At 40.7% G+C, this 14,824-nt stretch carries 12 protein-coding genes; 6 read left to right on the top strand and 6 right to left on the bottom strand.

The window, feature by feature from the left end; translation table 11 throughout:
• Positions 1–64 precede the first annotated feature (64 nt).
• From U5K72_05780 to U5K72_05755, 6 genes are all read left to right on the top strand, one after another.
• Complete coding sequence (locus U5K72_05780; protein ID MDZ7718314.1) at positions 65–1,150, top strand: Gfo/Idh/MocA family oxidoreductase; 1,086 nt, start codon at positions 65–67, stop codon at positions 1,148–1,150.
• Between the two features lie 26 nt (positions 1,151–1,176).
• Positions 1,177–2,208 (top strand): sugar phosphate isomerase/epimerase, encoded by a 1,032-nt coding sequence (locus U5K72_05775; protein MDZ7718313.1) that lies wholly within the window; start codon positions 1,177–1,179, stop codon positions 2,206–2,208.
• A gap of 28 nt (positions 2,209–2,236) precedes the next feature.
• The gene (locus U5K72_05770) at positions 2,237–3,088 is read left to right on the top strand and encodes a PIG-L family deacetylase (GenBank protein MDZ7718312.1); all 852 of its coding nucleotides are present in this window, start codon (positions 2,237–2,239) and stop codon (positions 3,086–3,088) included.
• 492 nt (positions 3,089–3,580) lie between these two features.
• Positions 3,581–4,309 (top strand): carbohydrate-binding family 9-like protein, encoded by a 729-nt coding sequence (locus U5K72_05765; protein MDZ7718311.1) that lies wholly within the window; start codon positions 3,581–3,583, stop codon positions 4,307–4,309.
• A gap of 61 nt (positions 4,310–4,370) precedes the next feature.
• The gene (locus U5K72_05760; protein ID MDZ7718310.1) at positions 4,371–5,531 is read left to right on the top strand and encodes an amidohydrolase family protein; all 1,161 of its coding nucleotides are present in this window, start codon (positions 4,371–4,373) and stop codon (positions 5,529–5,531) included.
• A gap of 46 nt (positions 5,532–5,577) precedes the next feature.
• The gene (locus tag U5K72_05755) at positions 5,578–6,705 is read left to right on the top strand and encodes a DUF5009 domain-containing protein (GenBank protein MDZ7718309.1); all 1,128 of its coding nucleotides are present in this window, start codon (positions 5,578–5,580) and stop codon (positions 6,703–6,705) included.
• A gap of 84 nt (positions 6,706–6,789) precedes the next feature.
• On the opposite strand, the gene U5K72_05750 is transcribed toward U5K72_05755, so the two are convergent.
• From U5K72_05750 to U5K72_05725, 6 genes are all read right to left on the bottom strand, one after another.
• Positions 6,790–8,505 (bottom strand): GMC family oxidoreductase, encoded by a 1,716-nt coding sequence (locus tag U5K72_05750; GenBank protein MDZ7718308.1) that lies wholly within the window; start codon positions 8,503–8,505, stop codon positions 6,790–6,792.
• Between the two features lie 163 nt (positions 8,506–8,668).
• The gene (locus U5K72_05745; protein ID MDZ7718307.1) at positions 8,669–9,835 is read right to left on the bottom strand and encodes an amidohydrolase family protein; all 1,167 of its coding nucleotides are present in this window, start codon (positions 9,833–9,835) and stop codon (positions 8,669–8,671) included.
• Between the two features lie 117 nt (positions 9,836–9,952).
• A complete protein-coding gene (locus U5K72_05740) occupies positions 9,953–11,302 on the bottom strand; it encodes a Gfo/Idh/MocA family oxidoreductase (protein ID MDZ7718306.1) in 1,350 nt (449 codons plus the stop codon).
• Between the two features lie 175 nt (positions 11,303–11,477).
• Positions 11,478–12,485, bottom strand: coding sequence for an amidohydrolase family protein (locus tag U5K72_05735; protein MDZ7718305.1), 1,008 nt, complete (start codon positions 12,483–12,485; stop codon positions 11,478–11,480).
• A 30-nt stretch (positions 12,486–12,515) separates the two neighbouring features.
• Positions 12,516–13,865, bottom strand: coding sequence for a Gfo/Idh/MocA family oxidoreductase (locus U5K72_05730; protein ID MDZ7718304.1), 1,350 nt, complete (start codon positions 13,863–13,865; stop codon positions 12,516–12,518).
• Between the two features lie 601 nt (positions 13,866–14,466).
• Positions 14,467–14,688: a hypothetical protein gene (locus U5K72_05725; GenBank protein MDZ7718303.1), complete on the bottom strand. Its 222-nt coding sequence runs from the start codon at positions 14,686–14,688 to the stop codon at positions 14,467–14,469.
• Between the last annotated feature and the right edge of the window lie 136 nt (positions 14,689–14,824).

The raw sequence follows: 14,824 nt of genomic DNA, 5'->3' as shown, positions 1-14,824 counted from the left end.
ACTAGTAACGATATTCATCTTAACTTTTCCAAATATCAATTTAACCGTAAACCAATTATAAAAAATGAGTAATAAAGTTTTTGACATATTAGTAGTGGGATGTGGAAATATGGGTACATCGCACGCCCGTGCTTATAACAGATTAGATGGATTTAATATAGTTGGGCTCGTTAGTCGTGGACCTGAAAGTAGGGGTAAATTATTAAATGAGTTAGGTGGGAATATTCCAACGTTCAACAAATTTAAAACTGCTCTTAAAGAAACCAAGCCGGATGCTGTCTCGATCAATACTTATGCAAGTACACACGCAGATTATACAATTAAGGCACTTGAAAGCGGAGCTCACGTATTTGTGGAAAAACCCCTTGCTGAAACAGTTAAAGATGCAGAAGCTGTTGTGACTGCAGCAAAAAAAGCAGGAAAAAAAGTTCTTGTTGGTTATATAGCCAGACATCATCCGGGATGGATTCGTTTTGTAAATGAAGGAAAAAAACTCGGAAAACCACTTGTTATGAGAATGAATCTTAACCAACAGAGTACTGGCTCTGAATGGCAGGTACACAAAAATTTAATGGATGTGATGTCACCCATTGTAGATTGTGGTGTTCACTATGTGGATATGATGTGCCAAATGACTCAATCAGATCCCGTTCAGGTTCATGCCATAGGTGCTCGTTTATCTGAAGAGATAAACGAGGATATGTATAATTATGGTCAGCTTCAGGTAGTATTCGAGGATGGATCAGTAGGATGGTATGAATCAGGCTGGGGGCCTATGATTAGTGAATATGCATATTTTGTTAAAGATGTTTTCGGGCCAAAAGGAAGTGTTAGCATCAGAAAAAACACATTTGACCAACCTCGTGGTAAATCAGCTGACATAGAAGAACATGGCATTGTTCGCCAGCTTCATCTTCATTCATCTCAAACAGATCAAAATGGGAAACTACTTAATGAGGATAAAATTGTTGATATAGAAGATGAGCCGGATCACGATGAACTTTGCTATTATGAGCAAAAATATTTTCTAAAAACTATAAAGGAAGATATTGACCTCTCAGAGCACTTAAAAGTTGCAGTACAGACATTAAAAATTGTTTTAGCATGTGATGAATCTGTACGGACTAAAAAGATTGTACCAATAGATTAAACAGATATAAACTTACTCCCCGAAAAATGAATCGAAAAAATAAAAAAGAACTTTTACCTAGTCGAAGATCTTTTATTAAGAAAAGTTTTGTTGGATTAGCAGCACTATCTACCGGTACAGTTGCAAGTTCACTTTTTAATGAAAGTGCCGCCCAGGCCGATTCTATTCATTCATTGAATGACAATCTTAACCTTCAGATAAATAAAGAACCGACACAGTTTATTCATGCTTGCATGACTTTACCGTATAGAAATTTCCCGCTTGAACGAGCACTGCAGGGAATAAAGAATGCGGGTTATAATCATGTTGCCTGGGGGACCCGCCACAGAACCGAAAATGGCGAAAATCAACCTGTATTAGCAGAAACCGCAACTCCAAATGAGGCAAAAGAACTTGCAAGCAGATGCAGAGATATGGGACTTGAACCAGTCCAAATGTTTTCGACAATTTACCCTGACCAAGATGATGCAGTCGAATTATTGACCAACAGAATTAAACAAGCGTCCGCAGCTGAATTAAATTATGTTCTTGTATTTGGTCCTACAGACGGAGGTGATCCGGAATTATGGGTATCAAGATTTCAAGAACTTGCCCCTATCGCTGCAGACTACGGTGTTACATTTTTAATAAAACAGCATGGAGGAGAAACAACAGGGACAGGAGAAGCTCTTTCAGGTATTATTCGAGAGCTGAATCATCCGAATATTCATATGAGCTACGATGCCGGCAATGTTATGTGGTACCAATCAGTGGATCCAGTACAAGACATAAAAACGTGTGCTGATCTCATATCTGGTTTTTGCTTAAAAGACTGTCGTAACTTTCCAACAAAAACCACTTCTGCACCGGGTTTGGGTGAAATTGATCACTACCAGCTTTTCTCGCCTGTAGCATTTACAGGAAAAACAATTACACTAACATACGAAAATATATTCGCATCCTATCTTGGGATGCCAAATACTGCCGAAGAAATCGATTCAATGGCAAGGCATTCCAAACAATACATGGAGTATGTGTTAGCAGGTTTGCAAAAAGCATTATCCGATAATAACAACTGAATTTTATTCATTTATAATATCAATAGATATGCCAGAAGATAAACTCAGAATTATTGCCATATTTGCCCACCCAGACGACGCTGAAGTTAAGATGGGAGGAACAGCTGCCCTGTGGGCTGAAATGGGACATTCCGTAAAGTTTGTATCTTTAACAAATGGTGATGCAGGTCATCATGTAAAAGGAGGTGGTGAATTAGCTAAAATCCGGTATAATGAAGCACAAGAAGCTAAGGAAAGGTTGGGGATTGATGAGTATAAAATTTTAAATAATCATGATGCTGAACTTCTCCCAAAATTACACATTCGGCACCAAGTAATAAGAGAAATCAGAAATTGGAAGGCCGACCTGGTGATTGGCCTGAGACCCAACGATTATCATCCGGACCACCGATATGCCGGCGTTTTAGTAATGGATGCAGCCTATTTGGTGATCGTTCCAAATGTTGTTCCTGATACAGAGCCTCTGAATAAAAATCCAGTTTTTCTCTACATGCAAGATCCTTTTCAAAAACCAAATCCATTTAATCCTGATATCACAATCAACGTTACCAAGACTTTCTCTAAAAAGATTGATGCGATGGATGCTCACAAATCTCAATTTTACGAGTGGCTGCCATGGACTCAAGGATTATTAGAAAATGTCCCTGATGAGGCTGATGACAAAAAAATATGGCTTGCTAAATGGCTAACTGATTGGTTGGGAGGAGACAATAAAATACCCTCTGAGTTTATGAATTCATTGAGAAAATGGTACGGTAATGAAGAGATGATCAACAAGCTTTCATTTAGCAAGATTGAGGCATTTGAAATTGCAGAATATGGGCATCAACCCACTGAGGATGAAATCAGAACACTCTTCCCAATGCTCGATACTCAGTAAATTTCAATAAGTAATATCTAAATCTGGTATTCTAAGTAGTTTGTTTGAAGCAATAAAAACGTTTAAACCTTGCCTCCCTTTTGCTTTAAACGCCTTAGAAGTTGTGACCTTTGTTAATGCATACTTCCCTTTTTAATCAGGCAAATAAAAACCCCAATTACAGCTACGTAACTGGGGTTAGATGGTATGAATGATCGTCTCAACAAGTATATAAAACATACTTGAAATATCGATCTTTAGTGAACAAAGCTAATAGGCTGAATAAAATAAGTAATCGAAAATTTTTATACAAATAATAAAAGAAAGTAATTTAAATATTTTTATTTATTCTTTTATTCTAAGATTGTGATTTTTTATTATTTATTTTAACTATGTATTTAAGTACATTCAATATCATTCTTGTTGAACTTCATTGACCAATAGATTATGGTATTTAAAAATACCTCCCTAAAAACTTCGGCTATAAAGTCAAAGAGTTCATCTTTATACAAAATGCTGATTATTTCTTTTTTAATTTTTTTAGCAGTATTCAATACCTCTACCTTGGTTGGACAGGCACTTTCTACCCTACAGGTTCAGAAGACTGATGACTTTTCAGTAACTGGAGATGGATCATCCCAAAACTGGTCCAAAACGAATTGGATTGAACTAACACAGCGGACAAACCACGAGAATGACAGCAAAAGGAAAACATTCGTTAAGGTTCTTTATTCAGACACTGGAATTTACTTTCTATTTCGATGTGATGATGACCTGATTTCTGCATCAATTACCTCTCATTTTGAGGAGATATGGAGAGAAGATGTTGTGGAAGTTTTTCTTTGGCCAAATGAGAGTGAAGAAGTGTACTTTGAGTATGAATTATCACCTTTAAACTATGAATTGCCCATTCTTGTATCCAAAACTAACGCTGGGCAATCTCACTGGATACCATTTGAATACACCTATAGTGGTGGTGACACCAGAAAAGCAATTCACAAAACATCTGCCACTGGCGGGAAACTTGCGAGCGGTGAGCAAATTGATGAGTGGAGAGCAGAATTTTTTATCCCTTTTGAATTACTTATCCCATTGAAAAACAGAATTCCGAAATCCGGAACAATCTGGCGGGTTAACATGTATCGTGTAGATTATGATTACAATTCTACCAGTTGGACGTGGCAACCTGTAACTACAAACTTCCATGATATATACAATTATGGAACATTCATGTTCGAATAGTACTCTTTTTAAAAACTTCCGATTTTTGAAGTTATGTAAATATTAACTCAACCATTGATCAATGAATAAAATTTTACTTGATATTCCCCAAACCACAAAAATTCCAATAAGCCTATCACGTATTTGCTACTCTCTGCCGATTTTCATCACAATATTATTTTTTTCCGCTTGCCAAAGTGAGCAAAGTGAAACTGATCAGATTGATAATTATTATAGTGCTGAAGATTTCACATCCGTTGAAAAAATTGATTCCCACGTCCATCTTAATGCTGTAAACCCAGTGGTTATTGAACAGGGCATTGAAGATAATGTAAAGATGATCACTTTGAATGTGGCAAGCGGAGGAATGCAGCCAGTTGCCGAACAACAACGTATAGCTCTTGAATTACGGGAAGATCGCGCAGACCGGCTTGCCTACACATCTGCTTTTTCTTTGGAAGGATTTAACGACTCCGAAACCTGGCAACAAAACACATTAGATTATTTAGAACAGTCCTTTGAAAATGGAGCCATCGGCGTAAAAGTTTGGAAAAATATAGGGATGGAATTGAGAGATGAAAACGGGAATTTCGTAATGATCGACGATCCGCAGTTCGACCCGATTTTTCAATATCTCTCCGATGAGAACATTCCTCTTTTTGGTCATATCGGAGAGCCTAAAAACTGCTGGTTACCGCTTGATGAGATGACAGTTGCTAACGACCGCGACTATTTCGAAAACAATCCACAGTATCATATGTATCAACACCCGGAGTATCCCTCTTACGAAGAGATTATTGCTTCCCGCGATGCCATGCTTGATAAAAATCCGAACCTGACTTTTTTCGGAGCTCACCTCGGAAGTATGGAGTGGAGTATTGAAATGATGAGCGAACACCTGGATAAATATCCAAATATGATTTTGGGAATGGCTCACAGAATTCCACACCTGCAGTATTTAGCCCAGAAAGATCGCGAAGCTCTGCGGGAGTTCTTTATCGAATATCAAGATCGTCTACTGTATTCAACGGACTTGCAACTCTATGACTCTTCTGATCCTGAAGAAGTTCGACAACTCGCGGCTGATACCTGGAGAAGTGACTGGGAATTTTTTGTGACGGATAACACACTCGAAGTTTGGCAGGTTGAAGGAAGTTTCCAGGGGCTAAAGCTACCGAAAGAAGTTATTGACAAATTATATCGTGAAAATGCGAGAAACTGGATTCCAAATCTCGGGCTCTGATTCCCAGATTTACATGAAATAAAACATCCTCTGAAACAGAAACGAAATGGCTAAAATCGACAACCCTCTACTTGACGATTACGGCCGCCTGTTATCTCTCGATTTTTACAGAGGGTTGACTATGTTTCTGTTGATTGCTGAAGGCGCAGCACTCTGGTATGCCATTAATGCTCCCTATTTTGAAGGCAGCATTATGAGTTCCATCGGCGAGCAGTTTCGCCACCATCCATGGAATGGATTACGATTTTGGGACCTCGTCCAACCCTTCTTCATGTTTATAGTGGGTGTTGCTATGCCGATCTCCTTTGGCAAACGATGGGCGCGTGGTGATTCATGGAATAAAACATTCAAACATGCGCTTTACCGATCATTTATACTGCTCTTGCTTGGCATCATGATTCAATGTGCATATTCCGGAGAAATAGTTTTTGAATTATGGAATGTTCTGGCCCAGCTCTCTTTTACCTATTTAGTAGCATTTTTGATCATGAGAAAAAGCTGGAAATTCCAAATCAGCTTCTCCATTGGACTATTATTGCTAACCGAACTTCTTTACAGACTTTTCTGGGTTGAGGGATTCACCCAACCATTCACGCCCGACAAAAACTTCGGTGCCTGGATGGATCTTGTTCTGATGGGACAACTTAGTGGAGGACATTGGGTTGCTATCAACGCACTTCCCACAGCAGCTCATACAATCTGGGGAGTGATTGCCGGTCAGCTTTTAATCAGCAATAAATTTGAAGTTTCAGATAAACTGAAAAAGCTTCTAATTTATGGCGTGGGTTTAGCCATTCTTGGATATTTGATGGATCCATTCATCACTCCGATCATCAAGCGAATTTCCACATCTTCATTTACCATTGTCAGCGGTGGATGGTGTCTCTTGGCATTGGCCGGATCGTTCTATTTTTTCGACGTGAAAAAGAAATATATCAGTACCGGTCGATTTTTTGCGATTGTTGGAATGAACCCGCTTTTCATCTACCTTTTCAGTGAATTTGGTGCAGTCGACTGGCTATACGATTTCATTGATATATTCACAGCAGATACTTTAGGAATCGTTTCAATGCCCGAAGCGTGGATTGATCTAATCACAGCCACTGTTGTTCTTGGGTTGATGTGGTATATCACCTACTTCCTCTATAAGCGAAAGATCTTTATTACTATATAAAATTGCAGAATCACTAATACGTAATCATCTGATCTTCACGAAAGTTCTACAAGGTATGCTGTCGCAGTTTAACTCCAACCAACTTTACAAATTCCCTCTGTTCATCTCTTCAACCGCATAATTTGCTGCTCGTGCCGTGATTGCCATAAATGTAAGTGAAGGATTTTGGGTTGATGTCGTAGTCATACAAGCCCCGTCTGTTACAAACACATTTTCACAGGAGTGAACCTGGTTCCATTTATTCAGGATGGATGTCTCGGGATCTTTGCCCATTCGAACTCCGCCCATCTCGTGAATATCTAATCCGGGATTTTGATTGTTGTCTGACGTTTGAATGTTTTTTACACCAACAGCTTCCATGATTTCCAATCCTTTTTCAAGGTAATCTTCCATCATTTTCACATCATTTTCTCCATAATCAATAGAGAAGACAAGCTGTGGGAAACCCCATTCATCTGTCTCCGTTTCGCTGAGACGAATGTGGTTTTCATACCGTGGAATTACTTCACCGGACATACGTCCGCCGACTCTCCATCCTCCGGGTTCCTGGAGTTCTTGTTTAAGATCGGTACCAATTTTATCTGATCTCATACCACGCGTCCACCCTGAACGGCTTGCACCGATGGAGATGTGATATCGACCCTGGAAATCTGCATCACTTTCTTGTTCAAAAACATTTCTGAACGGTGGAATCAGCGGACCGGTTGGCCTTCTTCCGAAATAGTATTTGTCATCAAAGCCGTCGATGGTTCCACTCATTCTGCCACGGTAATTGTGGAAGCCTATATAATGGCCTAAAACACCACTGTCATTACCAAGCCCATTTGGAAATCGCTCAGACTTGCTGTTCAGCAAAATCATATTGGAGTTGAGACATGCCGCATTCACAAAAATGATCCGCGCATAATATTCCGACATCTCTTTTGTATTCGCATCAACAACTCTTACTCCAACAGCTTTCTTTTTGTCCTTATCATAAATAATGGAGTGGACTACCGAATGCGTACGAATCGTCAGATTTCCTGTCTTCATCGCCCAGGGGAGCGTTGTGGAATTAGAACTAAAATATGCTCCATATGGACATCCACGCTGACACAGATTTCTTGCCATGCACTGTCCGCGGCCTTGTTGCCGGTGAATGTCTTGTACTTGTGTGAGATGCGCACATCGGCCCTGGATAAAGTATCGATCCTTAAATGAAGATTCGATCTTCTCTTTCATATGCTCCTCCACACAATTGAATTCAAAGGGTGGCAAAAATTCTCCATCGGGAAAATGTTCAAGGCCATCTTTATTTCCACTCCATCCGGCAAACTTTTCAACCTTAGAATACCATGGAGCTAAATCATCATATGTAATCGGCCATTCGATACCGTAGCCGTCTCGCCCGGGTGCTTCAAAATCGTACTTGCTCCACCGCTGGCAGCCTCGCGCCCACACCAGAGATTTACCGCCTTCCTGATAACTGCGAATCCAGTCGAATGGTTTTTCCTGGATGTACGGTTGCTCCTCATCCTTCACGAAAAAGTGCTCGGTTGTTTTATCGAAAGCATAGCACTTGGCAATAATCGGGTTCTTTTCGAGCATCTCTTGTGGCAACCTTCCCGCATTATCAATCTCCCAGGGATCTTTCATTGCGGTGGGATAATCCCCATGCTTCACCGGGCGACCTCGTTCAAGTACGAGAGTTTTCACTCCGTTATCACAAAGCTCCTTGGCGGCGTAACCGCCACTCATTCCGGAACCAATTACAATTGCATCAAATGTTCGTTCATCCTGAGACTTACCAATATATTCCATTAAGAGCAGTAACTTTTACTTCTTGTTCACTTTGTAGGGTAATCATTAAACTAGTATTCGGCTATAAAAGTATATCAAAAAATGCCGGGAAACCACTTTTCTGCATTTTTCATATAAATTTTATCAATTAAAACACCCCTTACATATTTAATCCGTTAACTATCTATTCACCCATTATTTGCAGAGCATTTTCACGATAGATTTTTCGTAGTACTTCATCGCTTAAATCCAACCCATACATCGGCCATTTATATCCCACAAGATCCGTGATGTAGAAATGCTCATCGGCGGTTTGGAGAACCCGAAATGTCATTTTAAACATCTCTTCGGTGGTGGTGTTATTTCCGTACGGTTTAGATGGATCATCCGGAAAAGTCTCGAAACCATAATCGGTTCCATAGACAATTCTATCCTGGTATTCTTCAAAAAATGCAGCCGTTGCCCTGGGAATGGTAGAAAATTCTCCAAAACGGGCTGACATATCTCCATACAAGTTTTCATGTTTATCAAACAGATCTGCTAAGAGAGAAAAATCATTGCTGGTATTCGCCAAGTGAGCTGCTACAAATGTCGTATTGGGGTGTCGCTCTAACGTGTTGTCTAAGATTTCAATCATCCCGTCATGGCCAACAATTTGATCCTGATTTTGAACTCGCCAGGTATACGCACGAGTCAAACCGTCGTTTGTGGAATCCATCGGTTCATACATCCAGATGGGTTCAGCAACATGTAGATTTACTATGAAATCTAACTCGGCGGCAACCTCAAAAATTGGATCCATTCGTGGATCATCCGGATGCATTCCTGGAGCTAAACCAGGGCCTTTATCATGAATTTCACCAATTCCAACAGCTCCCATTTCAGCAACACGCCGGAGTTCATCAACAACTGTCTGAGCCCAACCTTCCTCTTCGTATCCGGTGTAATCAAGCCCCACATAAAGATCAAAGCGATCAGGGTATTGTGAATAGAGTGTATGAAGTTCATCAAACCTCTCACCTGTTGCACCGGTTAAAACAACAGATCGTTCAATTCCAACTTCATTCATAATTGCAACACGTTCTGCCACTTCTTCCTCTGTTTTTGCATACGCATGAGCATGCAAATCTATGACCGGATATTTTGCTTTCGTGATATTTGTTTTTTGTACATTATAAACTGATTCGGGCATCCAGTCTTTCAACAGAAGAGTATCCAAAAGCCCACCCTCGTTAGTCTGAGTATTATACTGATCCTGACCCTCTTGCTGGGTGCAACTGTGTATAAACAATCCTGCGATACTTAGTAATAGTATCGTTACAATTACATTTTGTCTTGAATAGCTCATCATTGTACTCCGTATTAATTCTATGTTTAAATTATTTAGGCATCCACATTTTCTTAATTCAAAAAAAATATGGATGCCTTGAACACGTCAATTTTTAGTCTTCTTTGGTTGATACGCTAATCAGGCATCCATAAAAATCGGAGTCCTTTCTTTCCATTTTCCTTTTGTAAAATCTGGAAAATCAACCGGGCGTCCGTTATTTGCAACGGAAGCCTCAGTAACAGCAGAAACAGCGCTACTTGTGACAGAGTCATAGGTATCGATGTAAGGCTGGATTCCTTCATTAATCGCCGTAATCAGGTTATGCCAATTAATAGGTGTCTGGTCCATGCGTCGGCCATGTCCCTCAATAGCACCACCAATACGTGGTGGTGGGTTATAATTCTTCAACATGGGATGTTCGTACTCTTCAAGGTACGGCTCGGCTGATTCCCACTCATGAGATTCCGGACTTGGTCCCTCAAGATAGATGGTTTCCAGATCGGCACCATCTTCATACACACCTTTCGATCCCTGGAGGCGAAAGCTCTCCCTGGGGTGAGGTGTATTAGTGTCGAAATTGAGCGTAATCATTTTACCGTTTACCGTTCGAATCAGGGAAGCGTTATAATCACCCTGATTCATATCGCGGGTAGCATCGGGATGATCGGGACCAAACTGTTCTGCAGCATACCGGTTCAGCATAACAGCTTTTGAGCTCATAGAAACCAAAAAATCGATTCGATCGCCGTGGTTAATATCCATCGCCGGCATAATAGTTCTCATAGGATGATCGGGGTAGAGATTTCCATTCCGGTCAATGGAATGTTGGAGTCTCCACGGTTCACGCTCTACGTTATTTTTCACAAATCTAAGGTCATGAACATATCCGTCCTCAATATGCAGAACTTCCCCAAACAGACCTTTTCGAATCATATTCAATAGAGTAACATCTGGAAAACCGCCCAAAACAGTACTCGCCCATTTTCCTGTCTTCTCATAAGTTTCTACAATTTTCCATGCTTCATCGAGGGTAAGCACCAATGGAACTTCACAGGCTACATGCTTATCGTTGTTCATTGCTGCCAGGCAAATGGGAGCATGCCATTTCCAGGAAGTGGCACAAATGATGGCATCCAGATCTTCCTCTTCAGACATTTTTACAAAATCGGTTTCGCCATTGGGACCTTGCCCGTATAATGTAGGAGACGGCCTCCCGGACGCTTCAATCATGTTTTTTGCATTTTCGAGCCGGTCTGCCCGAATTTCACTAATTGCAGGCACTTTAACCCCTTCAATACCAAGAGCAGCACTTAAATGCCAGGTTCCCCGACCGCCAATTCCCACAAACCCAAGACGAATCGGCTGCTGTTGCGTTGTTCTCTTTTTGGCAACTACCGGTTTTGATAAACTCATTCCGGCAAGAACGGATGTGCTTAAACCGGCAGTGGACATCTTTAAGAAATCTTTTCTGTCAAATTTATTACTCATAGTAAAATCCCATTTATTATTTAAACTGTTTGAATCGACTTATCCATTGAACTGCTCGAAAATTTTGAGAGCATTTTTGTTGTAGATTTTTTCCAATACATCATCCGGCAGATATAACCCGTAAATTCGCCAGCGTCCTTGCCTGTGGTGGCTTGGATCAGCATTGATGTATTCATCATCCGGTCTCCAAGAACCGATAGTACACCCTGTATGATTCCACATTCGGGGCTGTATCGGTACCAAAAAGCACCCTGTCCTGATGTTTTATCATAAACTTCCGGGCGGTGTATGGCTGGCGTCCCAACTCACTAATTCGGGCATCAATATCCACATAGATGTTTGGATATTTCTCTAACCACATCGATACTCTGCCCAACTCTTCCGGCAAGTTTGCCATATGAGTGGCTATGAATGTTGTATCCGGATGACGTTCAAATACACGGTTTCGTTGCCGCAAAAGCTCCTCTTTTTCAAGAAATTCAGGGCCGGAAAATCCCCAGTCTGGATGTGCACCCAGTTCATCGTAGCGCTCATTGTACCTGTCAATCGGGGTGAAAAATGCTTTTGGATCTGAGATGTGCATCAACACAGGAATACCTAATTCACCGGCCCTTGCCCAAACAGGATCAAGGCGCTGATCATCCACGCGAATCAATTCTCCGCTCGCATCTCTATAGCGTAATCCAAGTGATTTAGACACCTTAATTCCCCGAAGTCCCGCTTCAACTGCTTGCTCAAGCCTGTCCGCTTCATCTTCACCATAATTCGGTTCATCAATCCTGCTGTAATCAATTCGATAAAATACGATAAACCTTTCCTCGGCAACACTGTTTGAGACTTCCAGATGCTCTTTGTAAAAGCCGTCTTCAGATCTTCCATCCAAACTCACAACTTTCCAAACGCCTGCCTCATCCATTGCTTTGAGATACTCCTCCGTTCTATCCAGGTCCCTCAAATGATTGTGGATATCAATAACCGGGAATTTTGGTTTTGTAATGATCGTCTCTTCCACAACAAGTTGTGGTATAGGTTCCCAATCCAGCAACCTCAGATCACCCGTTACCTGTTCTTCGGTAGGTTTCGTTGATTTTGCCTGGGTTGAATTTGACCCAAGAAACCCCAAACCGGTTAGTCCCAACCCAGCCAATCCTGTTTTTTTGAGAAAATTTCTTCTGTTATTCATTTTAATGTTCCTCCTAAGCCATTGATAGTATTATGCTTGCTCTAAAATCGGTGCTCTGTTTTGCCATTTTCCTCTTGTAAAGTCAGGAAAATCAACTGGCCTGCAGCCCTCAGCTATCGATTTTTCAGTAATCGCAGATACAGCACTGCTGGTTACGGAATCATAGGTATCAATGTATGGTGATGTGTCATTTCGAATGGCTTCAACCAGGTTCGTCCAGTTGATAGATGTCTGTCTGTTTGAGCCTCCATGGCCGCGAATCTCAACAACTCGTTCCGGTGGATCATAATTTTTCAGGATTGGTGATTCATACTCATCCCTGTATTTTTCAGCTGGTTCCCATTCATGCGATTCCGGACTTTGGCCTTCAACATAAATACGATTGGTACCACGATCTCTCAGGTAAACACCTTTGGTGCCCTGAAAACGATAATTTCCTCTCGGGTGTGGAGTATTCGTATCGAAATTCAGAGTTATCATCTTGCCGTCAACCGTTCGAATCAGTGAGGCGTTGTAATCTCCCTGTTTCATCTCTTTTGTGGCGTATGGGTGTTCTTTGCCATATTGATCGGCAGCATAATCGTTCAACATTACAGCTTTGGAACTCATGGAAATCAGGTAGTCAATGCGATCACCGTGATTAATATCCAGGGCCGGCATGATCGTTCTCATGGGATGATCAGGATAGAGGTTCCCGTTTCTGTAGATAGAATGCCATAATCTCCAGGGTTCTTCATCCGGGGCGTGCTTCACAAATCTAAGATCGTGGATATACCCTCCTTCAGCGTGAATCATATCACCCAGCAATCCTTGGCGAATCATATTTAAAAGGGTCACATCCGGAAAGCCACCTAATACGGTGCTTGCCCATTTACCTGTACTTTCGTGCGTTTCTACTATTTCCCAAGCCTCATCGAGAGTTAGCATTAGCGGCACTTCGCAGGCGGCATGTTTATCGTTATTCATGGCCGCAAGAACAACCGGGGCGTGCCATTTCCATGATGTAGAGCAGATGATAGCATCGAGTTCTTCCTCCTCGCACATTCTCTTGAAAGCAGTTTCGTCTTCATCAGCTCCATACAAGGTTGGAGTTGGCTGACCTGATTCTTCTACCCATCGTTTGGCTGTGTACAACCGCTCCGGTTTGATTTCACATATTGCCGGAACCTGAACGCCCGGAATTCCAAGAGCTGAACTTAAGTGCCACTGACCACGGCCACCGATTCCAACAAACCCAAGACGAACGGGGCTGTCCTGATCCAAAACATTCTTTTTCCTTGCGAAAGAGATTTTTGACAAACCCATTGAGGTTAGCATTGCGCCACCCATTGCTGTCGATGAAATTTTCAGAAAATCCTTTCTGTCGTATTGATTGCTCATGCCGATTGCCTTTTTATTTGGTTTGTATTGTTTTGATTAATCTTTGAACTGCCGGAAAATCTTCAAGTATTCTTTTTTTCAATTCCGCTAAAGGGTTTATAAAGCTTTTGGAAAAATTAGCCATCCGGATTCTACCATATCACAAAACCCGGATGGCTTTGGGCACAACTAATCATCATTATGATGCAATCATTATCACCTCTCTTCCTGCAAAATCCCATCATTTAGTTATTTTTCCTTATATTAGACCTTATTATTAGGTATTATTATTTTAACTAAAGTAAATTTATAAATAAAAAAAAGATATATATATTTCAATTATTTATTATTTATAAACTCAATTATTCGAAATAAACATATTCTTTCGTTGGTAGAAATACAGAGTAATAAAATTCAACTGATAAGATTTATCCTCAATTCAATCAGGCAAATCACTGTCTAAATCTTATATAATCTTTTTGAAATAAAAGACTTGAAAATAGATTATTATGTAAGAAATGATATAATCATCAATTGATTTAGCTAATTTTCGTAGGGTTGTGAGTTTATTAGGTAAACTGACAATGTTCTTAAGCAATATTTTACTTTTTTGTAAGGTGGACTAATAGTCATAATCCAGATTCCAAACGATATTCCAAGATTTCTTTTTACCTGGTTCGACCAATTGTGAACGACCCTCACCATTTGCTTCGTTCAAATTGCTTTCAGTTCCTGAAATTGGCTCAAATGCACATTCATCTCTTCTGCATCCATCTTCATCTGGATAACCAAGATAATTCCACCAAATACCGATCGAAGAAAACATATCTGCAGGATAAACCATCCGTGAACCTTCAAGTCATTTTTGATAAGTCCACTGCACAAAATTTGCTTTCGGATTTTGCAGATAAAGCATGTGTGTTTCGCCTACAACCTCGTGAAAGCAAGAAAATCTCTCAAAGCTTTCGGGGATTTTAGAT

The sequence above is a fragment of the Balneolaceae bacterium genome, assembly GCA_034521495.1.
Classification (GTDB): domain Bacteria; phylum Bacteroidota; class Rhodothermia; order Balneolales; family Balneolaceae; genus Rhodohalobacter.
Note: the sequence above shows the minus strand (reverse complement) of the source record. Positions and strands in the feature narration are given on the sequence as shown.

Excerpts from the sequence above, each read along its gene's own strand:
- U5K72_05780 (MDZ7718314.1), top strand. The coding sequence starts at position 65 with ATGAGTAATAAAGTTTTTGACATATTAGTAGTGGGATGTGGAAATATG.
- U5K72_05775 (MDZ7718313.1), top strand. The coding sequence starts at position 1,177 with ATGAATCGAAAAAATAAAAAAGAACTTTTACCTAGTCGAAGATCTTTT.
- U5K72_05770 (MDZ7718312.1), top strand. The coding sequence starts at position 2,237 with ATGCCAGAAGATAAACTCAGAATTATTGCCATATTTGCCCACCCAGAC.
- U5K72_05765 (MDZ7718311.1), top strand. The coding sequence starts at position 3,581 with ATGCTGATTATTTCTTTTTTAATTTTTTTAGCAGTATTCAATACCTCT.
- U5K72_05760 (MDZ7718310.1), top strand. The coding sequence starts at position 4,371 with ATGAATAAAATTTTACTTGATATTCCCCAAACCACAAAAATTCCAATA.
- U5K72_05755 (MDZ7718309.1), top strand. The coding sequence starts at position 5,578 with ATGGCTAAAATCGACAACCCTCTACTTGACGATTACGGCCGCCTGTTA.
- U5K72_05750 (MDZ7718308.1), bottom strand. The coding sequence starts at position 8,505 with ATGGAATATATTGGTAAGTCTCAGGATGAACGAACATTTGATGCAATT.
- U5K72_05745 (MDZ7718307.1), bottom strand. The coding sequence starts at position 9,835 with ATGATGAGCTATTCAAGACAAAATGTAATTGTAACGATACTATTACTA.
- U5K72_05740 (MDZ7718306.1), bottom strand. The coding sequence starts at position 11,302 with ATGAGTAATAAATTTGACAGAAAAGATTTCTTAAAGATGTCCACTGCC.
- U5K72_05735 (MDZ7718305.1), bottom strand. The coding sequence starts at position 12,485 with ATGAATAACAGAAGAAATTTTCTCAAAAAAACAGGATTGGCTGGGTTG.
- U5K72_05730 (MDZ7718304.1), bottom strand. The coding sequence starts at position 13,865 with ATGAGCAATCAATACGACAGAAAGGATTTTCTGAAAATTTCATCGACA.
- U5K72_05725 (MDZ7718303.1), bottom strand. The coding sequence starts at position 14,688 with ATGGTTTATCCTGCAGATATGTTTTCTTCGATCGGTATTTGGTGGAAT.